Source organism: uncultured Pontibacter sp. (assembly GCF_947499215.1).
Taxonomy (GTDB): domain Bacteria; phylum Bacteroidota; class Bacteroidia; order Cytophagales; family Hymenobacteraceae; genus Pontibacter.
This window is the reverse complement of sequence record NZ_CANMNI010000001.1, coordinates 1,317,170-1,342,066: the sequence shown is the minus strand read 5'-3', so window position 1 is coordinate 1,342,066 and position 24,897 is coordinate 1,317,170. Positions and strand designations below refer to the sequence as shown.

Sequence of the window (24,897 nt, the reverse complement as noted above, 5' to 3'; positions counted from 1 at the left end):
GTTTGTATAGGTATAGGCTAGGTCCCCAATTGGTGCTTATCATACTGTATCTGCTGCCTGTGGGTTTCCGGTGAGCGGGTAGCGGTGCAGGATGGTATAGCGCGGATGCGGCGAGGCCAGTTCCGAATGCCATACTGCAATTTCCCGAACAGACAGCACGATACGTTCGGTAGGGGAGATTGCCTCAAGATTATGCGGGGTGGGTCTGTCTTTTCGAAATCTGGCCAAGGTGATGTGCGGAATGGGGTCACGCTGGCTGAGCGGCTGGGGACTCAAGGCCTGCGCCAGCCCACGGCTTAGGTTCGCGAAAGTATCATCAGGAGCGAATCGAGCCCAGACAAGACGGGGAGAGCGCGGTTTGGGTCCGGGCTCCACAGCTTGCAGTTTGAGGTCGAAAGGTGCGAACTGCCCTGCCATGTGGGCCGTCACTTCTCGGATGTCAGAGAGCTGCTCAATAGGCACGTTGCCGATGAAAAAGAGTGTGAGGTGCAGGTTTACTTCAGGCACCATCCGGATGGCCTCGTGCTGGAACGAGGACGCTTGTCGGCTGAGGTAGCTTTTCAGTTCTTCCGGCACGGGAGCGGCTATGAAAAGTCTGGTTGTGTGATGCATAGGCCGGTTAAGGTATACTTGTATGCAGGACTTACGTAATTGCTACACAGGCGCCTATTGGTTTCGCCTAGGAATTTACACTGATAACTCATGATACGACACTATTATAGAAAACTGGCGGCAAGTTTTGCGCTCTTCACCTTGGAGCTGATTTTTGTGATGGCGGTCTTTTTGGCTTGCGTGCTGGTATTTCTGTATGTCAGCGCTGAGGTGGTAGCCGCTCCCGGTCCGCTCAAGTTCGACGAGTCTGCCTTCGCCTTGGCCGCCGACATGCAAAGTAGCGGTTTCACCACGTTCATTGAGATCATCACCTTTTTCGCCTCGCGGCACTTCATGACGGCCGCCGGACTGCTGCTCATTGCCTATTTCCTGTTTGTGCGACGCCACAGGTGGTATTCGCTCAAAGTGCCGGTAGTGGCCTTGGGCAGTATCTCGCTTAACCTTGTGCTCAAGTTTTTCTTCGACCGGCAGCGACCGGACATGCCCTTGGTAGACGCTTCCGGACTCAGTTTCCCGAGCGGCCATTCCATGATCGCCGCCTCTTTCTATAGCCTGCTCATTTATCTGGTCTGGCATCATGTGGGCTCAAAGCCCTTGCGCAATTTTCTGGTAGCCCTGCTCGTGATCTTTATCCTGCTGATCGGTTTTAGCCGCATCTACCTGCGGGTACACTATGCTACTGATGTGGTGGCAGGCTTTGCGGCTGGTATTCTGTGGGTTATCATCGGCATCGGGCTGCTGCGGCGCATCGAGAAATTCACCCGAAAAGAGATCGCTCCGGTAGTGGAGGAAGATTGATTTTTAGGGGATGAAAATTTTTTAGAAGCGGACTATTGCAGATAAAAAATTCTGTCATACCTTTGCAATCCCAATCAACAAGGGTTAAAGGGTTTTGGGAACACATTTTGAATAATACCAGCTGCGCACGTGGCGAAATTGGTAGACGTGCAGGTCTCAGAAGCCTGTGCCTTCGGGTGTGGGAGTTCGAGTCTCCCCGTGCGCACTAATCCAAAATGTAAAAAAAGCCGGCTTTGCAGCCGGCTTTTTTGTTTTCCCAAGAACGCAGCTATACCTACCTGCTCCAGACTGCCTTCTCCCCTGTGCTCCTAATGATCTGCTATTTGCAATTTCCAACTAGCGGGCAATCAAATGCGTAAAGCAGGCCGGTATCACCCTTTTGCCGACATGAAGCGCATAACTAAACGACTGCTGGAACTACTGGCCCTGCTTACTGCAGAGGCTGTGCTTATTGCGCTGGCTTTCTTCCTTTGCCTGTTTGTGTTCAGTTACATGGCGCGGGAAGTGTTCATTCTGCAGGACAAAGGACTGGACACCGCCCTGTTTCAGTACGCCGCCTCACACCGCTCCGAAGGCATGACCCGCCTGATGCGTTTCTTCTCCTTTTTTGCCTCCGCCGATTACCTGCTGGTCGCCCCGGCGCTTTTAGTACTGGGCATGTCATGGTTCCATAAGCTGCGTTGGTATGCCCTCAAAGTGCTGTTAATCGCCTTTACCAGCACCATGCTTAACCAAGCGCTTAAGCGCCTCTTTGAGCGACCCCGCCCCGTCACCGCCATGCTCGAGCAGTCGGGGCTGAGTTTCCCCAGCGGCCACGCCATGATCGGCGGTTCCTTCTATGGTCTGCTCATCTATATCATCTGGCGGGAGGTGCAGCACCCTTTCTGGCGCTGGCTGTGGGTAAGCCTGCTCACTGTGCTGCTGCTACTCATAGGCTACAGTCGCATCTACCTCAATGTGCACTACGCCACCGATGTGCTGGCCGGGTACGCGATGGGCATCATCTGGCTGTTCATCGCGATCCTGCTCATGAAAAAGCTGGAAAAGATGTATTTAAAGTTAGGAAGTACCGACGTTACCTGAGCCTGAATCGGGCACCAAACAATCAACAATCAACGAAATTTCACCTTCCAACTGCCTACCATTGCCCTTTAATTTTGATATGAGCGGGCCGAAGGTTATTTTAGGGGCTATCAACCGCCTACCTTAAACAAAAACTATGTCTCGCCTTCTTGTTGCCTTCCTTTGCTATACCTTGTTGCTCCTTACTATACCTGCGCTTGCCCAGCACCCGGACCAAGTGGATGAGGTGCGGACCAGACTGGAGAAGGAAAGACAGGAATTGCGCAAAGCGGAGCAGTCGCCTGTAGCCGACAGGGCAAACCGGATGCTCTCGCTCGGGATGTGGCAGGAAGCCAAGGCCTTGCTGCAGAAAGCACCTGTTTCGCAGGAGACAAACTTGGCCAAGGCCCGGATGGCAATGCTGCAGAACGAGTATCATGCGGCAGATGCGTTGGTAGGAGGGGTTTTAAAAAAGGAGCCGGCTCACAGAGAGGCACTTCTGCTTAAGAGCAAATTGCAAGTGCAGGCATGGGAATTGCCGCAGGCGCTGGCAACGGCGAATAGGCTTTTGCAGGTGAATCCACGCGATGAGGAGGCCACCTTGGCAGTCGGGCGTATCCTGATGCTGCAGAAAAAGTATAACGAGGCGCTGGCACAGGCTATTAAGGTACAGCGCTGGAACCCTAAAAATGCGGCTGCCTTTCTGTTGGAGTCCGATGTACTGTTCTGGGACCAGAAACCGGAGGAGGCAATTAAACCTCTAGTGACAAGCCTAACACTGAACCCTTTTGATGCCGATGCCCGCTTCAACTATGGTTATGCCATCTGGCGGCGGGTGGATGCGACACAACTCAATTCCATGGCCTCCCAGTGGGAGCTTGCCCTTGAACTGAACCCGCTGCACTATGTCACGCACTGGCACTGGGGCAATGGCCATACAAACCTGACTTACGCCGACTATGCCCAGCCTGAAGATGAGGAAGTACGAAAGGCCTTACAGTCCGCTGATAGACTGATCTCGCAGAGCAAACTGCAGGAGGCGCTCGTTGAGATTCGAAAAGTTCAGCAGCAATATCCAACTTCGGTGCTGCCCGATATGCTACGTGGCTCCGCTTATTACATGGCCTTTGACTTGCCCCGTCAGCCCCGTCTCGATTCAGCTGAGGTGATCTTTCAGCGCATCCTCCAAAAAAAGAAGCACTACGGTCCGGCCCACAATGCCTTAGCAGCTGTTATCAAACAAAAGCAACTAGTATACCTGAGCGCCTACGATTCGCTCACACAAGTCATTCAGCAGACCCAGATAGCCGACCCGGTGAACTTCGCTCGCGTGTTTCCGGATGTGACCTACTATCCGGGCGAGACGGTACAGAAAATGGTTTGGTCGCAGCTGTACGCCAGCACGGTATACTTCCCGTTTCTGTCTCGACAGGGCGAAAAATTCGTGATTCCACCGCTGCACAACGACCTTGCCATTGCCATGAACTCGCCTTATTTCCGGCAGGCCACCACCTTCGACAATCGGCAATGGATGGACATTCGGGGTGTGGGAAGCGGTGCGGCCGCCATTGAGTACGTAATTCGGGGAGCCTACCTCGAGCGCAATGTGGTGTTGCATGAGTATGTGCACCTGTTCCATGGGCGAGTGTTCACCGATGCCGAGAATAGAGCCGTGCGCCGACTCTATCACAACGCCATGAAAGAGGGGCGCACCCTCGACTACTATTCCGCCAACAACGAGCATGAGTATCTAGCGCAGACCTATCCGGCTTATTTCGAACCAGTCAAGGTGCATCCGCTTAACCACAAGTCCATCAATACCACAAGCGACCTCAAAGCGAAGGATCCGGAACTCTATACCTTCTTAGACAATCTGGTGCAACGACAAAAGGCTTACCTTGTCGGCGACCAACAGGCCATGGCTAGCAATTGGGCGCAGGTATACCTAAACTTGGCTGAACGTGAAGGAAGAGCCCAAAACTACTCTAAAGCGGCAGCTTTACTCGACACCGCTCTGACTTGGGATAGCCAGTACCAGCCCGCCTTGATCGCTTATGCCGGCATCATGCAGCGCCAGTTGGATTTTGGTCAGGCGCAGCAGTGGCTGGACAAAGCAAAGGCAATTAATGAGAATTATGCACCGCTGTATGTGGCGGAGGCTGATCTGATAGAAGCCCAGCGCCGGGCTGGCAAAATGTCACAGCGGCGAGCTATACAGGAGCAGGTGCTGCGTTACGACAAGGCTTCGCGCCTCGAAGACGACCTGTTAACACGCGCCCGCATCAACCAGTCTTTCCGGGAATTTTACGCCAGTTATGGACAGTTGCCCGAGGCGGTGGCAGTGGCTGAAGGCTATGTGAAAGAGGCACCGACCATTTCGACCTACCTGCGCGACCGCCGCGACGAAGCCCAAGCCTATGCAAGCTGGCTGCGTGGTACGGCTGGCCCATCTCAGGAGGCAGTCCGCACGCTGGCTGAATTGGTGGCCCGCAAACCGCAGCACTATGAATTACGCCAGCAGTATGCCGAAGTGCTGGCCACGCAGGGCAATTACGAATTTGCCATCGCCACACTTGAAGAAGCGCAGCGCATCCTGACAGCAGCCGGTACGCCCCGTCCGGGCTACATGGTGCGTATGGCGGCTTGGCATTTGTATTTAGGAAATGCTGCCGTCGCCCGTCAGGCACTCGAGCCGCTGCTGAACGGTAAAGTGCGCGCCCGAAGCGAGGCTACTCTACTGGCGAGGGTGTATGCCGGTCTGGGTGAGACAGAAAAAGCGCAGGAAGAGCTCAAAAAACAGCCCGTGCAGGATAGCCCAGCCGAACTTGCGGATTTTCTCTTTGCATCAGGCAAGATATGGGAAGCTGAAAAAGAACCTAAAAAAGCCCGCAAAGCCTATGAAGCCGCGCTGCGCGAAAATCCATATCTTTACGAAGCCCGCCAAAACCTCGTGCAAATGCTGCTCAAAGAAGATAAGAGAAGCTCGGCAGAAAGGTTATTGGCAGAAGGCATCGATTTGGCTTACAGGCTTTAGGCTTCGTGCTGCGCCAAATTAAAGGTTAGAAATGATGCGGGAACTATCCCCTTAGGGGTAGGGCCTTAAGTTCTAAAAACTATCCCCTTGAGGGGACCATAGGTGTGGAAAGATGGTTGTGAAAGTCTTATACTAAACACCAACGCCCCCTCTAAGAGCTACGCTCGCAAGTTTCGAACTCTTGTTCTCACTTGTCCTATAGGGGAGAATTTGGTTTTCTCCATTTTTAACTTTGTAACCATGATGTGATGGGATAAGTTACACCCCTGTAATCCCCTCAAGGGGATAGTCTCAGAAAATAAAACTGTCCCCTTGAGGGGACCACAGGGGTGTTAAAGGGGCTGGAAATGGCAGAGCGTACTTGGATAAGCACTAGCTAAGACAAAAGGCTTTTAAGAAGGGACATAAACTAACATATACGAACTATTTCCTCACAACACGATACCTTAAAACACCATCACATGAAACAATTAACCCGTCTTCTCAGCATTTTTCTATTTGTTACACTGGCCTCTGCGTGCAGCAACACAGCCGAGCAGGAGAATTCCGATGAGATCATACAGCAGAATGAGGAGCTCACAACCATATACCTTGTGCGCCATGCCGAAAAAGACACCACCGACGCCTCCAATGAGGATCCTGATCTGACTGAAGCTGGCCATGCCCGAGCCGAGGCTTTGCGCGCTTTATTAGCTGAGGAGGAAGTGCACGCGCTATACGCGACCAAATACGTGCGTACGGGGCAAACTTTAGGGCCGCTTTCTCAGGAGCGTAACATCCAAGTGGTGCAGTATGAAGGGCACGATTTTCACGGACTGAAAGAGCGCCTGCTGCGAGAGCATCGGGGACAGACCGTGGTGGTGGCCGGTCACTCCAATACGCTATTGCCTATTATCGAGGCTTTTGGCGCTGAGAAGCCTTTAGCCGAAATACCAGACAGCGCATACAGCTACCTGTTCAAGCTCCTTGTCGATTCGGAGGATAATGCCAAATTGGAGGTGCAGACTTTTGGTGTGGGGGCCGCTGTTCCTGCTAAATAATATAGACGCTAGGCTAGTAGTCGGTCACTTTCGTATCGCAGACCCTGTCGTGGAAGAGGCGGGTATAGGCAGTGGTAGACGTTTGGGAAATGGCCTGCATGAGGAGCACGAAAACGCTGATCGGCTTAAGTAAGTAGCGGAGGCTGGCACAACGGAAGGAAATACGCTTACCGGAAGTGCTGCTTACCTTGAGTTGGAGAAGGTGCTTACCGATAGTGGCGCGCCAAACCGAGCTCTCCGCACCTGCAAAATAAAGCCAGCCCAACATGAGATGCAGAATACGCTCCACTTTTAAGAGAAATGCCTCTTCGTCACTGCTTACGGTATAGTATTCAATCAACCCGATGATCGTGAGCAGCAGCAGCAAATCCAGAAAACCAGCCAATGCGCGCGTACCTAAACTGGCAACGTGCTCCTCTGTTTCCGTTTTTTGATAAGATAACTGCATACCTTTTATATACTGTGTTACGGTGAACAGGTTGCAGTATTTTGGTTAAATTTGGTATTTTTAAAAGAGTGAATATTGCTTGCTTGGCTTCAGGACACCTTCATGCTGCAGCAGCCATTCTTTGCGCCATAAACCTCCCGCATAACCTGTCAGGCTACCGTCGCTTCCGATCACGCGGTGGCAGGGCACGACGATGCAAAGCGGGTTGCGCCCGTTAGCAGCACCAACCGCCCGGATCGCTTTTTCGGTGGATACCGCACAGGATACAGCGAGGTAGCTGCTTGTCTTGCCAAAAGGGATCAGTTGCAACTCCTGCCATACCTGTTGCTGAAAAGGTGTGCCCAGTGGTGCCAACCGCAGTTCGAAAGTACGGCGGCTGCCCGCAAAATACTCCTCTAGCTGCCGCTGAGCATCCTGCAAACATGCCGGCACCTGTTTCTCAGGTATAGCCGTCTCCGATTCTTCACAGAACTTTACCTCTGCTAAACCCTGCTCTGAACCGCTAATGCGAAGCAGGCCAAGGGGAGTGCTCAGGTAGGTAGAATAATTTTGCTTGTCCATACCTAAAGATAAGCTATGGCAGGTATAAAAGCTACTCTTTACTTTTGGGCAACAGCGCCCGGCGGGGTATAACGCTCTACTTTGTTGCTGATTGGCTCTAAGGTCATCATGTATTTGTAGATAGCGCGCAGGTCCTCTTCTTTCATACCGGCATACATGGCCCAAGGCATAATGGTGTTGAAGGCATCTGGATCGATTTGCTTGGCGGTGGCTTCAGGCGCCTCATAGTTTTTGAAGCGCTGCACAAAGGCATCTTCCGTCCAGTTACCTATACCTGTCTCTTTGTCTGGTGTGATGTTGACTGATCGCACCACGGCGCCATTGGGAAACTTAAACTCAAAGCCTCCTGCTAAAAACTTGCCTTCGATTGGTTGCCCTTTTTCCTGAGGCGTGTGGCATTCGGTGCAGGCCGCAATGGTGAGCAGGTATTTGCCTTTCACCATTTCATCGTCCAAAGTACGCTCATCAGTAGGAGTGGGGTTACCGGAAGGAATGGTGCGCATGATTAGGTTCATCGGGAAGTCAGGCTCAGACTTTGGGACTTTATGTTCAATAGGATTAAGGGTGCGGATGTAGGAAACAATGGCGTACGCATCATTCGTGGTCATGTTTGCATAGGCTTTGTAGGGCATTACCGGAAATAAAGGATCCCCGTTTTGGCTAACCCCGGTAGTTATAGCGCGGTATACCTCGCCGTCTGTCCAGTTGCCTATACCTGTTTCTTTGTCTGAAGTAATGTTTCGGGCGTAGAAAGTACCCGGAAATCCCATTGAATGGTCAAACACATCGCCACCCTTGCCAAAAGTACCCTCTACAATGGGGCCTGAAAAGCGTGAGAAGTCGCGTGTTGAGTGACAGTCTATGCAGACAGCCACATGATGAGCTAAGTATTCGCCCCGTTCCACCAAAGCAGGTGTTTTCTCAATGGAAATAACAGGCGCTGCATCCACTTTAGGGAAGGTATAGCGCAGATAAACAACCCCAGCAGCCACTACCACTAATAGCGCCACAACCAAAATGCCAACGATTTTAAGAGCTTTATTCATAATGGGATAGGTATAAGGTTTAGAGTTAGTCGCAATACTGCATTGAAAAGTAATATTTGAAATAAATATTATTAAAATCAAGTTGTAAATAGTGATTATCCTATAATTTGAGTATCGGCACAAAATCAGCGGGTAAAAGCCAGAATAAAAAGAGTAAAAAGATGAACCATGCACCTATATTAAATGTATGTACATATATTTGCAATGGTCAACTGGTTTTTTTCTGTATTAATCATCCCGGCCTGTAAGACACCTTTAAAATAGATTTTCATGAAAATAGAAGAAGAGATAAAACAGCCTGCTTTCAGGAGCCCGCATCAAAAGGCATACATCAATTTGGTGTACACGGCCGGCTGGTTGGAGCAGGAGCAGGGTACTCAGTTCAAACCCTTTGGCGTGACGCTGCCACAATACAACATCCTGCGTATCTTGCGCGGACAATATCCGAAGCCAGCCACAGTTAGTTTGTTAATCGAGCGTATGCTGGACAAAACCTCCAATGCATCGCGTATTGTGGACAAACTGGTGGCAAAGGAGCTCGTCACCCGACAGCAGTGCCTGCATGACCGTCGAACCGTCGATGTCCTGATCACTGAAAAAGGATTGGGGTTGCTCAAGCAAATGGATGAACTGGAAGGAGGGAAGGGAACCGGAATTACGAATCTGTCAGACGAAGAAGCCCTGCAGCTAAGCCAGCTGCTGGATAAAATTAGAGGATAGAAGGATTTGTACCGACGTTACACCGTGACGTCGCATTAGCTGTAATGTCGTAGTCCATGGCAGTATAAAATTGAAATCATAGCAATTAAACCATTTGTCAATTTAACCCTCCAACCATCAACAATTCTATAAATTAACCAACCATGAAGAAAACCGCAATTCTGGCATCGCTTGCAGCAGCGCTGATGCTTTCAGCCTTTACGGGCAGCTCAATTACCGAACCGAACACCACTGAGGTAGTTGCCGCTGCAAAGGTCCGTACCTATCATGTGGCTACTGATGCCAGCGAAGTAAAATGGCATGCCAAGAAAATGACAGGCGAGCACTATGGCGATATAACGCTCAAGAGCGGTCAACTGCAGGTAGACAGGAACAAACTGACCGGTGGCAATTTTGTGATAGACATGTCATCTATCACCTGCGCCGACATAAAGGATGCTGGCTCTAACGGGAAACTGGTTGGCCACTTGAAGTCTGATGACTTCTTCGGCGTAGAGAAGCACCCAACGGCTACATTTACCATAACCGAAGCCACTCCGATCGCTAAAGCCGCAGCCGGACAGCCTAACTACAATGTGAAAGGAAACTTAACCATTAAAGGCATTACCAACCCGGTAAGCTTCCCGGCTACTGTTACTATAAAAGACGGCGTTGCTTCCGCTAAAGCCGACGTGACCGTAGACCGCACGAAATATGACATTCGCTACCGCTCTAGCAACTTCTTCGAGAACTTGGGTGATAAGGCTATTTATGATGAATTTACGGTGAGCTTGAATGTGAAGGCAAAGCTGACGAATAGTTAAGGAATCCTTCTTCTAGGATTAACCTCCCTAATCCCCCTCCTAAAAACAGGAGGGGGTTTTTTTATATTTACCGGATCCAACCACCCCTAACCCCTCCTTGTCTAAGGCGGGGAATTTTACTTACCACTTCTTTTTACTTTACCCATCGCAACTACTATCTATTTAAGAGAATCATAAGCCGTAGTTATGTAAGCATTAGCTTCTTATGTAAGTATCAACTATAGAACATAAAATTAAGCTGTGACAACAACAGATTCCCCGCCTTAGACAAGGAGGGGTTAGGGGTGGTTGGATCCGGCCACTGCGTAAATCCTGAAAATCCGAGGGTAAAGGGCTAATTTGAAAATTCAAACAAAAAAACATGAACTATGTTTGTACAATTAATGTATATACATTAGATTTGTAGCTCCTTAGAGAGAACAACCTTTATTTTAAAACTAGAATCAACATGAAAAAGACAGCAATTTTAGCTTCAATGGCCGCGGTGTTTTTATTTACATCCTGCAGCGACAGCAACTCAACAACAACTGAAACCAATGCCGTAACAACAGAGGCGGTAACTGCTGCCGATGGTGAGGCCTATGCCGTGGTTCCGGCTGAAAGCGATATTACTTGGAACGGTAAGAAAGTGGGTGGCGAGCACTCGGGCAACATCAATCTGCAGAACGGCGAGTTGGTTGTGGCTGATAACCAAGTAGTAGGTGGTGAATTTACCATCGATATGGCTTCTATCACCAACACCGATTTAACGGACGCCAAGTATAACAGCGATTTGGTAGGCCATTTGAAGTCAGATGATTTCTTTGGAGTGGAGAAGCACCCAACCGCAACTTTCAAAATCAATAGTATCAGCCCGATTGCCGATGCAGCTGCCGGTCAGCCGAACTATAACGTGGAAGGCGACCTGACCATCAAAGGCAAAACAAATCCGGTAAGCTTCCCGGCTACAGTGAACGTGGAGAATGGCGTAGCAACTGCCAAAGCCGACGTGATCGTTGACCGTGCTAAATACGATGTGCGCTACGGGTCTAACAGCTTCTTTGACAACCTAGGCGACAAAGCCATTGAAGATAACTTTACTGTAAGCTTGGATATTACAGCAAAGCAGTAATTGGAATTAACTCCCCAAGCAGGAGAAACCCAATCAAACCCTCCCCTAAAAACAGGGGAGGGTTTTTTGTTTGTCTGAATCACCGCATAGGGCCCCTATTCTAGGGATTCTTAGGATTAAAAAGAGACACGGGGTTTTTGCAGATGCCGGATCCAACCACCCCTAACCCCTCCTTGTCTAAGGCGGGGAACCTGCTATTCACTTAGCTGGATCTAAATTTTATAGTTACTGCTTAAATATGTGTTGCTCTAAGTATATTAAGTAAAGATCGGCTACTAAAAGATCGGCTACTATTAGTAAGATAGGGAGAAGCAGTAAGTAAAATTCCCCGCCTTAGACAAGGAGGGGTTAGGGGTGGTTGGATAAATTGGCCGGCAATTTCGTATCTTGCCCTTCAAACAAACCCATCACAACATGCTATACAAAGCTCTCTATACCTTATTAGCCCTATTTCTTTTCACCATTACCTCCTGCCAAACCGAAAAGCAGCCGGATGCGCAGCGGATCGTGGATGAGGCGATCGCGGCGCATGGGGGGGAGCGGTATGAGAAAAGCGCGATCAGCTTTATGTTTCGGGACAGGCAGTACCGTGCCTTGCGCGATGGCGGAGTGTTTGTGTATAGCCGCACTTTCACCGATTCTACTGGCCAGCAGGTGCGCGATGTGTGGCGCAATAGTGGCTTTAACCGTACCGTGAATGATGTGGAGGTAGAGCTGCCTGAAGAAAGGCAAAAAGCCTTTACTGCCTCTGTAAACTCTGTTATTTACTTTGCCCTGTTGCCTTATGCCCTCAATGATGAGGCAGTTCGCAAAGAGTATCTTGGTGAGATGACCATCAAAGGCGAACCCTACCACAAAGTGCGGGTGACCTTTGCGCAGGAAGGTGGCGGTGAGGGTTATCAGGATGTGTACGTCTACTGGTTCCACCAAGAGCGCAACACCATGGACTACCTCGCTTACTCATTTCAGGAAAACGACGGCGGCACCCGCTTCCGCGAAGCCATCAACCCCCGCACCGTCGGCGGTGTCCTGTTTCAAGATTATGTGAATTATACCTTAAAGGAGGATACACCACTCGAGAACTACGACCGCGCCTTCGAAGCAGGCAAGATGGAGAAGGTGTCGGAGATTATCTTAGAAGAAATAGAAGTAAGGGAGATAGATTCCCTGTAGGGACAGGTTGCGACCTGTCCGAATCGTGCACCGAAATCCCTTCTTGGGAGGGGCAGGGGTGGGTTAACCGTGCAACAAACAATCAACATCAGCAATTAGCATCAAAACCTTCCACGCCTCCTGCACCTGATTATCTTCCAGTAGCTTCTTTCCTAGCAGCTCCAACTCTTGCCGCATTTTCTCCTTGTCTTCATTATACTTATTCAATGTATAGCTCACCAACGGATCAGCCTTAAAAGCTTCTACTTCCTCAGCGCTAGGCATCACCTCTGTATTACCCAAGCGGGCGAGGTTGTTGCCAGTTAGGATGCTGCTGTTGCGTATGTGTGCTGGGATTTGGTCTACGCCGATACCTTTGTTGCGGATGGGCTTTGGAAGCTCGAAAATACAATCGCCGTTTGCGCGCAGGTAATAGTCACCGCCCATACGGGCCACAGCATCCAGTTTGTAAGGGTCTATTTTGCCCTGCTCGTCTAGAATATGCTCATTTACATGTAAGAGAAGCACTTCACAGATCACGAGGTTACCAGCCCCGCCTTCTGGCCCTAAACTAATCACCTCGTTTACCCGGCACTCCATGGCTACAGGTGCTTCTTTCACGTAAGGGGGCTTCACCATTGCCGAGGGCTCAGGTGTTAAGCCGGACTTAATGAACTCATTTATTCCTTTATCGTATTCCGTGCTGGCAAGCGACATCTGCTCCACTATATCATAGTTGCAGATATTAATAACCACCTCCTTTGTATTAATCACATTCTCCAGTGTATGCTTGCTCGTATTGTCACGCACACGGCGAGCGGGGGAGAAGACCACGATTGGAGGTTTAGCGCTAAACACGTTGAAGAAACTAAAAGGACTCAGGTTCACATTGCCCTCCTCATCCATGGTGCTGGCAAAAGCAATCGGCCGCGGCGCAATCGCCCCAAGCAATAAAGCATGCACCTCCGCCGTTTTCGTTTCTTTCGGGTTTATCGTTTTCATGGGATAGCCGTGTTGTGGTAGTGAGATGCAAGGTACGAAAAATATACCCTATGCCTAGGGCTAATAGGTTCTAACTTGTGCATACAATAATGGTAAAGCTTTTGATATTGTGACATTCAAACTGTCCCCTTGAGGGGACCGCAGGGGTGTAAAGCCAGTTGTGAAAGTCTTATACTAAACGCCAACACCCCTATAATCCCCTCAAGGGGATAGTTCCTATTAGACCCTGATAGCTTTGGGGCTGGGGGGATAATTAACCCCATATTATAAATGTATTTGAAAACATTTTGCTTAATTTTGCAAAAGGTGGCTACCTATAGCAGCCGCTGTTGATACGAAACATTGCCTGAGTTGCGATTGCGTGCAGGCAATTTGCTTACACCCTATATGAAAATAAAACTAGCACTCTTCTTGAGTCTTCTTTTCTTCGCCTCCTGCACCTCGCTGCGCACCCGGAATATTGTGTATTTCAGTGATCTTGAGCAAAAGCCCCTTATTACCGAACAGGTAGAAATGAAACGCCTGACTATTAAGCCGGGTGATCTGCTAACAATAGAAGTGCTCACGCCTAGTGTTGAAACCAATATGCTCTTTAACCGTGGTGTTATCATGGATGAGGGTGGTATTGGAGGCGGACAGATGATACGACAGCAGCAAGGTAACCAGAATGAAGGCTACTTAGTAGATACCCGAGGCTCTATCGACTTTCCTGTGATTGGGAATATGCCTGTAAATAATCTTACAACGGAACAAGTTCGTGATACTATTCTGTTGAAGGTTCGCGAATACGTGCAAGACCCGATTGTAAAGGTGAGATTACAGAATTTCCGTTTTACCATGATGGGTGAAACCGGTCCAACGGTGGTGGAGGTCCCAGCTGATAATGAAGACGTAAACTTGCTAGAAGGTCTGGCGATGGCAGGTGGTATTTCCATCTATGGCAAAATGAACAATGTGTTGGTGATCAGAGAAGAAGAAGGTGTTCGTACCATGGCTCGCTTGAATCTTAACAGCAAAGAAACTTTATACTCCCCATACTTTTACCTGCAGCAGAATGACATCGTGTACGTGGAGCCGGATAAGGCAAAGGTGGCAGGAACAAGCTTTATTCGACGCAATTGGGCTTTCGCAGCGGGCATTGTTTCATCAGCATTCGTGCTCTACCAATTATTCAAATAGTCTAACGCTTCCTATTTTATAAAATGTCCGAACTCGATTTTCAGGAAGACAACAGTGAGTCTTTAGATATAAAAGGCTTGATCATGAAATACCTACGCTACTGGTACCTTTTCGTGATTGGCGTCGCCCTTGCCCTTACTGCCGCGCATCTCTATTTGCGGTATTCCACTCCTGTTTATAGTGTTAAAGCAACCATACTAATAAAGGACGAAAGCGGAGCCGACTTGGCGAGCAGTGCGATGTTCGCTGATATGGCGTTGATGAAGTCAAATAAAACATTTTCTAATGAGGTTTTGGTGATCAAATCTAAAGGCCTTATGGAACGTGTACTTTCTGAATTGGGTATGGAAGTTTCTTACTTTGGAGAAGGACGTATTAAGTCACCTGAATTGTACGGTGGGAAAAGCCCAATTAAAGTAGTCATCGCTAATCTTGATTCTGCCGGTTTGGGCCGGAGTTTCATAGTAGAGGTAGAAGACAATAATACCTTCAGCATATTTGAGGGGGAAGATAAAGTGTCAATGCATAAGTTTGGTGAGCAAATCAGGAAGAAGTACGGAGCTTTTACAGTAGTTGCAGACTCAGATATCACGAATGATAAAGGACGTCGAGTTTTGGTTCGTTTTAATGACCTGCGCAAACTGGCCAATCGTTATAGCAAAGATTTGGTGGTTAAAAGCGTGAATGAGTATGCCACTGTGATGGAACTCAGTTTGACTGATCCAGTGCCAGCTAAAGGAAAAGATATTCTTAATAAACTGATTGAAGTATACAACCGTGAGTCAGTTAATGAAAAGAATCAAGCTGTTACAAAGACGATTCAGTTTATCGATGATCGATTGGTATATCTGACTCAAGAACTATCAGATGTAGAGAAAGAGGTTGTGCAGTATCTACAAGAAAATAAGATGATTGATGTGGCTGCCAGTGGAGGTGTTTATTCTAGTACTGCCCATGAGTATAATCAGGAAGTTACTCAGAATGAGATCAGATTGGATATTCTTAACTCGGTAGAGGCTTATCTGAAAAAAGAAGAAAATAAGTTTGAGCTAGTCCCTACCAGCCTTGATATAGCAGACCCTACCCTTAATGGCCTTATTGCGAACTTTAATGAGTTGCAAAATCAGCGCCGTCGCTTGTTACGAATTAATACAGAAACTAACCCATTGGTACGAAATGTTAATGCACAATTAGAAACTTTACGCCTTAACATTCTGGAGAACCTGCAAAATATTAAAAATGGACTTTTGATCGTCCGTCGTAATTTGCAAGCAAGTGCCCGACAGTTCGAGTCACAAGTCCGTCAAGTGCCTTCTATGCAGCGTGATTTGCAGGTAATCGGTCGGCAGCAGGGTATAAAAGAAGGATTATACTTATATCTCTTGCAGAAACGTGAAGAAGCAGCCCTCTCACAGGCAATTACCCCTTCTAACTCTCGCGTTATCGATCCAGCCACCGCTGGAGGGAGCCCAGTTGAACCATTAGCTACTAACATTTATTTAATGGCCTTGATAGCAGGATTAGCTATTCCATTTGCAGGCATTTTCCTTCGGGACATGCTCAATGATACCGTGCAAGAGTTGCGTGATGTGGAGAAAGCAACTTCTACCCCAATTCTGGGCGAAATCGGGCATAATGAGTCAGGCAAAATGCTGGTCATTACGGAAGATAGCCGTAGCTCCAGCGCCGAACTTTTCAGGCTTTTGCGCGCCAATCTACAGTTTGCTGCCGGAGGTAAAGAAAATAAAGTAATCCTTATCACCTCTAGTATGAGTGGCGAGGGTAAAACCTTCTTTAGCCTTAACTTAGCGGCCAGTTTGGTTATGACAGGAAAACGCGTGGTAGTATTAGGCTTTGACCTGCGTAAACCTAAATTAACTCAAGGAGTAAACCTGCCTAACAACATTGGTATCACGAACTATCTGATATCTGACACGGTACAGATTGAAGACCTGATCCAGTTTGCGCCTGAAATGCCAGAGCTTGCCATTATCGGTTCTGGCCCTATCCCGCCAAATCCTGCGGAGTTAATGTTGCTTCCAAAGATTGGTACGCTGTTGGATGAATTAAAAGCTAGCTTTGACTACATCATTCTGGATTCCTCTCCAGTAGGACAGGTTGCGGATACTTTGGCACTAGCTCCTTACATTGATTCTAGCTTATACATTGTACGTTATAATTATACGCATAAAAAACAGCTGCAGATCATAGACGATCTATATAAGTCTCGTAAACTCAAGCACCCAATGATCGTGCTGAACGATGCCAAGAAGAGCAGTAGTTATGGTTACTCTTATGGCTACGGTTATGGATACGGTAATTATTATGAGGAGGAGTCGAAGGGGCTGGGGAGTAAAATTCGTAAGTTGGTGAAGTAACCTTCGTTAATACAGAAAACATATAAAACACATAAATAGAAAATATAACATGTCAGGAACAGATACTACAGGTATAGAAAATGCAAAGATTGCCGTTATAGGCCTAGGCTATGTGGGCTTGCCCTTAGCCGTTGAGTTTGCAAAGAAGTACGCCACTGTTGGATTTGACATAAACGAGGGCCGCGTGCGGGAGCTCAACGAGGGGCACGACCGCACGCTGGAGGTGGAGGACGAGTATCTGAGGGCCGTGCTGGTAAACGCGCCGCTCGAAAAGGGGCTCTACTGCTCCCACAGGCTCGGGGACATCGCCGGCTGCAACTACTACATCGTGACCGTGCCCACGCCGGTGGACAAAAACAACCGCCCGGACCTGACGCCGCTCTACAAGGCCAGCGAGACGGTGGGCAAGGTGCTCAAGCGCGGCGACATCGTCATCTACGAGTCCACCGTGTACCCGGGTGTAACCGAGGAGGAGTGCGTGCCGGTGCTCGAGCGCATGTCGGGCTTAAAATTTAACGAGGACTTCTTCGCCGGCTACTCGCCCGAGCGCATCAATCCGGGCGACAAGGAGCACACGGTGGCCAAGATCCTCAAGATCACCTCCGGCTCCACCCCCGAGGCGGCCGAGCAGGTGGACCGGCTCTACAGGGCCGTGATCACGGCGGGCACCCACAAGGCGGCCTCCATCAAGGTGGCCGAGGCGGCCAAGGTGATCGAGAACGCGCAGCGCGACATCAACATCGCCTTCGTCAACGAGCTGGCCAAGATCTTCAACCGGCTGGGCATCGACACGGACGAGGTGCTCGAGGCGGCCGGCACGAAGTGGAACTTCCTCAAGTTCAGGCCCGGGCTGGTGGGCGGCCACTGCATCGGCGTGGACCCCTACTACCTGGCCCAGAAGGCGCAGGAGGCCGGCTACCACCCCGAGATCATCCTCGCCGGCCGCAGGCTCAACGACGGTATGGGCGAGTATGTGGCCCACGAGGTGATCAAGCTCATGGTTAAGAAGGACATCCCGGTGAAGGGGGCCAACATCCTTGTACTTGGTATTACTTTTAAGGAGAACTGTCCGGACGTAAGGAACACCAAGGTGGTCGACATCCTCAGCACGCTCAGGGAGTACGACACCAACATCACCATATACGACCCGTGGGCGGAGCCCGCTGAGGTGAAGCACGAGTACGGCTGGGACTCGGTGAAGGAGCTTAACGGCGTGAGCGACTGCGACGCCATCATCATGGCCGTCTCCCACAACGAGTTCAAAACACTGGACCTGAGCAGGCTCTGCAAGGAAAAGGCCGTGATCTACGACGTGAAGGGCGTGCTCCCCAAAGAGCTCTCCGACGCAAGACTGTAATAAAAATAAAATCTCCCTCCTTGGACAAGTCTAAGATCCCGTACTTGTTTCGGGAGAGGGACTAGGGGTGGTTTGACCCGGATAAGCAAAGCAATACATGTACGAAACCAAATACCACACAGCAGAGTTAAGCCAGAGCACCTTCCTCGTCACGGGCGGGGCGGGCTTCATCGGCTCCAACATCGTCGAGTACCTGCTCAGGTACGGAGCTGGGAAGGTGCGCGTGCTCGACAACTTCTCCACGGGTTCCCACGCCAACATCGAGGAGTTCAGGTCCAACCCGGCCTTCGAGCTGATGGAGGGCGACATCCGCGATCTGGATACCTGCAAGCGAGCCTTGGAGGGAATGGATTATGTCTCGCATCAGGCAGCGCTGGGCTCTGTTCCCCGCTCCATCAACGACCCGATCACCAGCAATGACGTTAACATCAGCGGCTTTCTGAACATGCTGGTGGCGGCACGCGATGCGGGGGTTAAGCGAATGGTGTATGCCGCAAGTTCCTCTACCTACGGCGACCACCCGGGCCTGCCGAAAATAGAGGATCAGATCGGCAGCCCGCTGTCTCCCTACGCCGTGACCAAGTACGTGAACGAGCTCTACGCGAGCGTTTTTTCCAAGACCTACGGCTTCCACACCGTCGGTCTGCGCTACTTCAACGTCTTCGGGCCGAAGCAGAACCCGAAGGGACCTTACGCTGCAGTAATACCGCTTTTTATAGAAGCAGCACTAGAGAACAAGACACCTTATATTAATGGGGACGGTGAGACAAGCCGGGACTTCACCTTCGTGGAAAATGCCGTGCAAGCTAATGTCAAGGCCATGTTGGCTGAAGGTATAGCTGAACACGAGGTAGTAAATATTGCCTTTGGTGAGCGTACCACATTGAACCAACTGTGGAACAGGATTACAGAAATCGCAGGTATAACGCTAAGTCCTGAATACAAAGAGGAGCGCAAGGGTGATGTACGACATAGTTTGGCAGATATAAGCAAAGCCAATAATCTAATAGGGTATGCCCCAGCTTTTTCAGTACTTGTAGGTTTAGGAATAGCTTATAATTGGTATAAAAGGAGTGCTGATAAGGTTACTTTATAATTTTAAAGTCACAACGGAAAGCAATAAAGTAAATGGCTAAGTTAAAACATAAAAGAGTATTAGTAACAGGAGCAGATGGTTTCATTGGTAGCCATCTGGTAGAACGCTTATTGGATGAGGGCTGTCAGGTAAGAGCATTTACATACTATAATTCATTTAACAGTTGGGGCTGGCTTGATAACTTCCCGAAGGAGAAGCTCTCACAGATAGAAATTTTCTCAGGAGATATCAGGGACCCTAATGGCGTGCGTACGGCTATGAAGGATATAGATGTAGTGTTTCATCTAGCGGCACTAATTGCTATACCGTTTAGCTACCATTCTCCGGATAGCTACATTGATACTAATGTGAAGGGCACACTGAATATCGTGCAGGCTGCGAAGGATTTGGGGATTGAGAGAGTACTTGTAACCTCTACTTCAGAAGTATATGGTACTGCCCAGTATATTCCAATTGATGAAAAGCATCCAAGACAACCGCAGTCGCCCTATTCAGCTTCAAAAATAGGTGCAGACTGTATTGCAGACTCTTTTTACAGAAGCTTTAACTTGCCACTCACGATCGTTCGTCCCTTCAATACTTATGGGCCGCGCCAATCAGCCAGAGCTGTTATACCAACTATTATTACACAGTTGTTGCAGGGTAAGACCGAGATCAAACTAGGTGATCTGACGCCTACACGCGATTTGCTGTTTGTAAAAGATACAGCCAATGGCTTTGTCGAGATTGCAAAGTCTGATAGCCTGATAGGAGAAGACTGTAACATTGCAACAGAGTCTGAGATAACAGTTGGTGATCTTGCACAGAGCCTGATCAATCTAATAAACCCTGATGCCAAAATTATTCAGGATAATGTTCGCTTGAGACCTGAGAAAAGCGAGGTATTCCGTTTGTATGGTGCCAATGGCAAAATTAAGAGTCATACGAAATGGGAGATGCAGTATAGCTTGGAAGAGGGCCTTACTGAAACAATAGAATGGTTCAGAAACAAGGAGAACCTGCGTGAATACAAAGCTGACATTTATAATATCTAATCTGTTGCTTCAGATAATCAAACTTAAGAACTTTCTTTATGGGGCAGCCTTCTAAGTATGGCCACATCATACAGTATATAAAATCTCAATTTCCGAATCAGGACTTCATCCCACTACATGAGCCAAGGTTTATTGGGAATGAGAAAAAGTATGTAGCAGATGCCATTGACTCCACTTTCGTTTCTTCTATTGGCGCTTATGTGAATCGCTTTGAAGAAATGATGCAGGAAATCACAGGGGCAAAATATGCTATTGCCACTGTAAATGGGACAGCAGCTTTACATATGGCACTTATAGTAGCGGGTGTAAAGCAAGGGGATGAGGTGCTTTCTCAGGATTTGACTTTTATTGCTACTGCAAACGCCATCAGTTATATAGGAGCTATGCCTGTTTTTCTGGATATAGATAGAAAGACACTGGGCTTGTCAGCTGATAAACTGGAAAGCTTTTTACAGCAATACGGGAAGCAAGAAGATGGGGTAACTATAAACAGCAAAACAGGAAACCGGATTGCCGCTTGTGTACCCATGCATACTTTTGGGTTTCCATGTGAGATAGAGCAAATAGCAGAGATTTGTGCTAAGTGGAATATTCCTTTAGTGGAGGATGCAGCAGAGTCTTTGGGCAGCTATTATAAAGGTATGCATACAGGCAACTTCGGTTTGTTGGGTACTTTCAGTTTCAACGGCAATAAGACGGTGACCTGTGGTGGTGGTGGTGCCATCGTAACCAACGATGAAAGTATAGCTAAATTTGCTAAGCACCTAACCACACAGGCGAAAATGCCGCATGCTTGGGAGTTTAATCACGATCATATTGGCTACAATTATCGCATGCCTAATCTAAATGCGGCACTGGCTTGCGCCCAACTGGAGCAGTTGGATGCTTTCGTAGAAAATAAGCGGGAGTTAGCTGAAAATTATAAAAATTTCTTTGAGGAGGTAGAAGGAATAGAATTTGTAACAGAAAAATCAGATGCGAAGGCCAACTATTGGTTAAATTCAATTCTACTGAAAGACAGAGAAGCACGTGATTCATTTTTGACGGAAGTGAACAGTAATGGAGTGATGTCTCGCCCAGCATGGTCGTTGATGCATAAGCTGCCGATGTTCCAAGATTGCCTACATGATGATTTAACTGTAAGCAAGTGGATTGAGGAAAGGTTAGTTAATATTCCGAGTAGCGTTAGGTTATAAAAATTATGAAAGCATATATAATTGGATCAGGCGGGTTCGCAAAAGAAGTTTTGAGGCTATTATTCGATATACATGGTATATATGATTTTAAAGGCTTTATTGATTATGAGCCTCAGTTGAAGAATATATTTGCTGATGGTCAAGAATGGCCAGTTTTAGACGAATCTGAATTTCTCAGAGATAATAACCCCGTTAGTGAAGATATAGCATTATTCCTCGGTATTGGTGACCCTAAGAAGAACAGTGAAATCATTGATAAGTATAATGGTTTTAACTTTCCTAATTTAATACATCCCACTTTCACAGGCAGTAGTAAGTCCATAAAAATAGGAAATGGAAATATTATAACTGCAGGGTGTGTGTTTACTGTAGATATAAAGATAGGGTCATACAATATTTTTAATCTAAGTTCAACTGTAGGTCATGATTCTGTAATTGGAAACTTTAATGTAATTAATCCAGGGGTTAATATTAGTGGTGGTGTCATAATTGGGGATAGAAATTTATTAGGTGTTAATTCTACTGTATTACAGTATTTAAATATAGGAGACAATAGCATTCTAGGAGCAGGAGCTGTATTAACAAAGGATTTGCTGTCAAATGCATTAGCTGTAGGTATTCCTGCGAAAGTGCTTAAACAACTTTAGTAAGATATATAATTTAATATCAGCAAAAAATGGTTGATACTGCACTTGTAGCCGTTATCTTTCCAAGTAACATTCCATTTCTTAAAGACTTTCTATTTTCAGTAGCAAGTCAATCAGAAAAAAGTTTTGATTTAATTTTAATAAATGATGGGGTGGCTTCTTTAACTGATGTGTTAGGAGAGCAGAAGTATTTAGTAAAAGAAGTACTTAATATAGATGGCAACCCATTTGAAATTAGAGTAAAGGCTATAAATGAAATTGCTAAAAAAGGGTACAAAAAGCTAATATTTTCAGATACAGACGATGTCTTGAGCCATAACAGAGTTGAAGTACTGACAAATGAGTTAGATGTTTTCCCAATCGTATGTAATGATTTAGATATTACTGACGTAGAAGGTAATCTTTTAGAAAAAGGGTACTGGAGGAGTCGGTTAGGGAGTAGACACGTTTTTGATCAAACATTTCTTTTAGATAAGAATATTGTAGGTTTCGGAAATACTGGTATTAGATTGGATAATGAGTTACCTAAACTTGATAATCATCCTAATTTAGTAGCGCCTGATTGGTTCTTTTTCTTTCGATTTCTAGATGAAGGAAGAGAAGCATTATTTAGTTCCTCCTGTTCTATTGGATACAGGCAGCACGAGAGCAATATTATTGGCTTAAAAGCTGTTAACGAGGATAGACTAATAAAAACAATAAATTGTAAAATACAGCATTATTCTGAGTTAGTAAAAGTTGGGTATAAACTTAATAAAGAATTAGAGTCGCTTCACTTTCTTAGGAAGGATCTGGTGAAAGAGACTAAAAGGGTACAAGAAGTGCTAGAAGAGCTTAAGGAGAAAAAATTAAACTATTTTTGGTGGGAAGAAACAAATAATATTATATGAAAAGCTTTAAGATTAAAGATAAAGAAATTTACAATTACTGTGAACCATATATAATTGCTGAGATTGGAGCGAACCATAATGGTGACATGGAGTTAGCTAAAACAATGATTGATTCTGCGATACAATGTGGCGTGGACGCTGTAAAGTTTCAATCTTGGACTCCTACTTCATTGGTCTCAAAAGAGGAGTATAATAAAAATCAAAAATATAATGATTCTCCTAAGAAGCATTTTGGTTCTCTAAAAGAAATGGTAGAAAAATACTACCTCACGACAGAACAACATTTTGAGCTGAACCAATACTGTACAGATAAAGGTGTAGACTTCTGCTCTACTCCCTTTTCTAAAGAAGAAACTGATTTGCTTGAAGAATTAGATGTTCCATTCTATAAGATAGCTTCTATGGACATAAATAATCCTCAATTGCTGTCTTATGTAGCACAGAAAAATAAGCCAGTTATTGTTTCTACAGGAATGGCCACGCTTGCCGAGATAGAGAACGCGCTCAACACACTTTATAAAAAAGGGTGTTATGAAGTTTCTTTACTACACTGTATTTCTATTTATCCTCCACTTTATGAAGACATACACCTAAACAACATCACTATGATGCAAAATACATTTGGTGTTCCGGTTGGATTCTCAGATCACACTATCGGGTTCTCAATTCCGCTAGCAAGTGTGGCACTGGGTGCATGTATAATCGAGAAACATTTTACAACTGATAAAGATCTTCCTGGTTGGGATCATGAAATTTCTGCTGACCCTGCTGAAATGACTGTAATTTGCCAAGAATCAAAGAACATAGCTAAATCTTTAGGATCTTATACAAGAGTAGTATCTAAGGCTGAACAAGAGAAAAAACTTAAATTCAGAAGAAGTATTGTTACTATAAAAGAGCTTAAAGCAGGGCATATTCTTACAATAGATGACCTAACAAGTAAAAGGCCTGGAACAGGTATATCTCCCGACCTGTTGAACCAATTGGTTGGGAGAACATTAAAGAAGGATGTAGCAGAAGATACACTGCTGACTTGGGAGAACATTATATAAATCATGATTGCTATAATTCCTGCAAGAGGAGGCTCAAAAGGTCTCCCAAATAAGAACATTAAGCCTCTTTTGAGTAAACCCTTAATTGCTTATACCATAGAAGCTGCGCTAAAGGCAGAGTCAGTAAATGATGTAATAGTCTCAACAGATAGTGAGGAAATAGCAGCTATAGCAAAGCAATATGGTGCGAGCATCCCTTTTCTTCGGCCAAGCAGTCTAGCAACAGATGAGTCAATAGCTATAGATACTTATTTATATACAATTAATAGGCTTCAGGAAGAGAGTAGCGTTGAGCTTGAAAATATTATGGTTTTGCTACCCACCTGTCCTCTGCGGAACAGTAATGATATTGATGCTGCTGCAGAACTTTTTTTCGAAAAGAAAGCCGATTCTGTTATAAGTTATACGCAAGAGCACCACCCGATTTATTGGCATAAGCAGGTTGACGAAAATTTAAGATTTGTTAACCTGTTTGATGATCTACTTAAGAATAGACAGGAATTAAAACCAACTTATTATCCTAACGGAGCAATTTATATTTTTAGAAAGTCTCTTTTGCAAGAGCGTAGATACTTTTCTGAAAAGTCTTATGCATACATAATGCCCAGAGTCCGTTCAGTAGATATAGATACAATTGATGATTTTGAGTACACTGAATATTTAATGAAAAAAGCTTAAG

Annotated in this window: 23 protein-coding genes and 1 tRNA gene; 19 read left to right on the top strand and 5 right to left on the bottom strand. The window is 46.8% G+C overall.

Features of this window, described 5'->3' with window-relative positions; all coding sequences use genetic code 11:
* Window positions 1–39: 39 nt before the first annotated feature.
* A complete protein-coding gene (gene thpR, locus Q1A04_RS05865; protein ID WP_299702463.1) occupies window positions 40–612 on the bottom strand; it encodes an RNA 2',3'-cyclic phosphodiesterase in 573 nt (190 codons plus the stop codon).
* Between the two features lie 90 nt (window positions 613–702).
* Between thpR and Q1A04_RS05860 the strand changes: the two genes are divergently transcribed.
* The 5 genes from Q1A04_RS05860 to Q1A04_RS05840 all read left to right on the top strand — a co-directional run bounded on the left by Q1A04_RS05860 (window position 703) and on the right by Q1A04_RS05840 (window position 6,546).
* Window positions 703–1,410 carry a phosphatase PAP2 family protein gene (locus Q1A04_RS05860; protein WP_299702461.1) on the top strand — a complete coding sequence of 236 codons (708 nt, stop codon included), beginning with the start codon at window positions 703–705 and terminating at the stop codon, window positions 1,408–1,410.
* A 123-nt stretch (window positions 1,411–1,533) separates the two neighbouring features.
* A tRNA-Leu gene (locus Q1A04_RS05855) sits at window positions 1,534–1,615 on the top strand.
* Between the two features lie 182 nt (window positions 1,616–1,797).
* Window positions 1,798–2,493, top strand: coding sequence for a phosphatase PAP2 family protein (locus tag Q1A04_RS05850; protein ID WP_299702459.1), 696 nt, complete (start codon window positions 1,798–1,800; stop codon window positions 2,491–2,493).
* A 136-nt stretch (window positions 2,494–2,629) separates the two neighbouring features.
* Window positions 2,630–5,506: a tetratricopeptide repeat protein gene (locus Q1A04_RS05845; RefSeq protein ID WP_299702457.1), complete on the top strand. Its 2,877-nt coding sequence runs from the start codon at window positions 2,630–2,632 to the stop codon at window positions 5,504–5,506.
* 461 nt (window positions 5,507–5,967) lie between these two features.
* Window positions 5,968–6,546, top strand: coding sequence for a histidine phosphatase family protein (locus Q1A04_RS05840; RefSeq protein WP_299702455.1), 579 nt, complete (start codon window positions 5,968–5,970; stop codon window positions 6,544–6,546).
* A gap of 13 nt (window positions 6,547–6,559) precedes the next feature.
* Here Q1A04_RS05840 and Q1A04_RS05835 read toward each other — a convergent pair whose 3' ends face one another.
* From Q1A04_RS05835 to Q1A04_RS05825, 3 genes are read right to left on the bottom strand one after another with little or no spacing between them, the layout of a single operon-like run.
* Window positions 6,560–6,994 (bottom strand): RDD family protein, encoded by a 435-nt coding sequence (locus Q1A04_RS05835; RefSeq protein WP_299702453.1) that lies wholly within the window; start codon window positions 6,992–6,994, stop codon window positions 6,560–6,562.
* Window positions 6,995–7,054: 60 nt separating this feature from the next.
* Window positions 7,055–7,555, bottom strand: coding sequence for a methylated-DNA--[protein]-cysteine S-methyltransferase (locus Q1A04_RS05830; RefSeq protein WP_299702451.1), 501 nt, complete (start codon window positions 7,553–7,555; stop codon window positions 7,055–7,057).
* Between the two features lie 38 nt (window positions 7,556–7,593).
* A complete protein-coding gene (locus Q1A04_RS05825; protein WP_299702450.1) occupies window positions 7,594–8,601 on the bottom strand; it encodes a c-type cytochrome in 1,008 nt (335 codons plus the stop codon).
* Window positions 8,602–8,871: 270 nt separating this feature from the next.
* Between Q1A04_RS05825 and Q1A04_RS05820 the strand changes: the two genes are divergently transcribed.
* The 4 genes from Q1A04_RS05820 (at window position 8,872) to Q1A04_RS05805 (ending at window position 12,408) form a co-directional block, all read left to right on the top strand.
* Window positions 8,872–9,321 (top strand): MarR family transcriptional regulator, encoded by a 450-nt coding sequence (locus tag Q1A04_RS05820; RefSeq protein ID WP_299702448.1) that lies wholly within the window; start codon window positions 8,872–8,874, stop codon window positions 9,319–9,321.
* A gap of 143 nt (window positions 9,322–9,464) precedes the next feature.
* Window positions 9,465–10,124, top strand: coding sequence for a YceI family protein (locus Q1A04_RS05815; protein WP_299702446.1), 660 nt, complete (start codon window positions 9,465–9,467; stop codon window positions 10,122–10,124).
* 448 nt (window positions 10,125–10,572) lie between these two features.
* The gene (locus tag Q1A04_RS05810) at window positions 10,573–11,235 is read left to right on the top strand and encodes a YceI family protein (RefSeq protein WP_299702444.1); all 663 of its coding nucleotides are present in this window, start codon (window positions 10,573–10,575) and stop codon (window positions 11,233–11,235) included.
* A gap of 414 nt (window positions 11,236–11,649) precedes the next feature.
* Window positions 11,650–12,408 (top strand): DUF6503 family protein, encoded by a 759-nt coding sequence (locus Q1A04_RS05805; protein ID WP_299702442.1) that lies wholly within the window; start codon window positions 11,650–11,652, stop codon window positions 12,406–12,408.
* Between the two features lie 63 nt (window positions 12,409–12,471).
* On the opposite strand, the gene Q1A04_RS05800 is transcribed toward Q1A04_RS05805, so the two are convergent.
* Window positions 12,472–13,389: a flavin reductase family protein gene (locus tag Q1A04_RS05800; protein WP_299702441.1), complete on the bottom strand. Its 918-nt coding sequence runs from the start codon at window positions 13,387–13,389 to the stop codon at window positions 12,472–12,474.
* Between the two features lie 387 nt (window positions 13,390–13,776).
* Between Q1A04_RS05800 and Q1A04_RS05795 the strand changes: the two genes are divergently transcribed.
* The 10 genes from Q1A04_RS05795 (at window position 13,777) to Q1A04_RS05750 (ending at window position 24,896) form a co-directional block, all read left to right on the top strand.
* Window positions 13,777–14,568 (top strand): polysaccharide biosynthesis/export family protein, encoded by a 792-nt coding sequence (locus tag Q1A04_RS05795; protein ID WP_299702440.1) that lies wholly within the window; start codon window positions 13,777–13,779, stop codon window positions 14,566–14,568.
* A 23-nt stretch (window positions 14,569–14,591) separates the two neighbouring features.
* Window positions 14,592–16,946, top strand: coding sequence for a tyrosine-protein kinase (locus Q1A04_RS05790; protein ID WP_299702438.1), 2,355 nt, complete (start codon window positions 14,592–14,594; stop codon window positions 16,944–16,946).
* 49 nt (window positions 16,947–16,995) lie between these two features.
* A complete protein-coding gene (gene tviB / locus Q1A04_RS05785) occupies window positions 16,996–18,303 on the top strand; it encodes a Vi polysaccharide biosynthesis UDP-N-acetylglucosamine C-6 dehydrogenase TviB (protein ID WP_299702436.1) in 1,308 nt (435 codons plus the stop codon).
* 97 nt (window positions 18,304–18,400) lie between these two features.
* A complete protein-coding gene (locus Q1A04_RS05780) occupies window positions 18,401–19,399 on the top strand; it encodes an SDR family oxidoreductase (RefSeq protein WP_299702433.1) in 999 nt (332 codons plus the stop codon).
* A 32-nt stretch (window positions 19,400–19,431) separates the two neighbouring features.
* Window positions 19,432–20,433, top strand: coding sequence for an NAD-dependent 4,6-dehydratase LegB (locus tag Q1A04_RS05775; protein WP_299702431.1), 1,002 nt, complete (start codon window positions 19,432–19,434; stop codon window positions 20,431–20,433).
* Window positions 20,434–20,471: 38 nt separating this feature from the next.
* Window positions 20,472–21,629: a LegC family aminotransferase gene (locus tag Q1A04_RS05770; RefSeq protein ID WP_299702428.1), complete on the top strand. Its 1,158-nt coding sequence runs from the start codon at window positions 20,472–20,474 to the stop codon at window positions 21,627–21,629.
* A 5-nt stretch (window positions 21,630–21,634) separates the two neighbouring features.
* The gene (locus tag Q1A04_RS05765) at window positions 21,635–22,276 is read left to right on the top strand and encodes an acetyltransferase (RefSeq protein WP_299702425.1); all 642 of its coding nucleotides are present in this window, start codon (window positions 21,635–21,637) and stop codon (window positions 22,274–22,276) included.
* Between the two features lie 29 nt (window positions 22,277–22,305).
* The gene (locus Q1A04_RS05760) at window positions 22,306–23,166 is read left to right on the top strand and encodes a hypothetical protein (RefSeq protein WP_299702423.1); all 861 of its coding nucleotides are present in this window, start codon (window positions 22,306–22,308) and stop codon (window positions 23,164–23,166) included.
* Window positions 23,163–24,218, top strand: a complete 1,056-nt coding sequence (locus Q1A04_RS05755; RefSeq protein ID WP_299702421.1) for an N-acetylneuraminate synthase family protein — start codon at window positions 23,163–23,165, stop codon at window positions 24,216–24,218. Before Q1A04_RS05760 ends, Q1A04_RS05755 begins: the two co-directional genes overlap by 4 nt.
* Window positions 24,219–24,221: 3 nt before the next feature.
* The gene (locus Q1A04_RS05750) at window positions 24,222–24,896 is read left to right on the top strand and encodes an acylneuraminate cytidylyltransferase family protein (RefSeq protein ID WP_299702419.1); all 675 of its coding nucleotides are present in this window, start codon (window positions 24,222–24,224) and stop codon (window positions 24,894–24,896) included.
* Window position 24,897 lies beyond the last annotated feature (1 nt).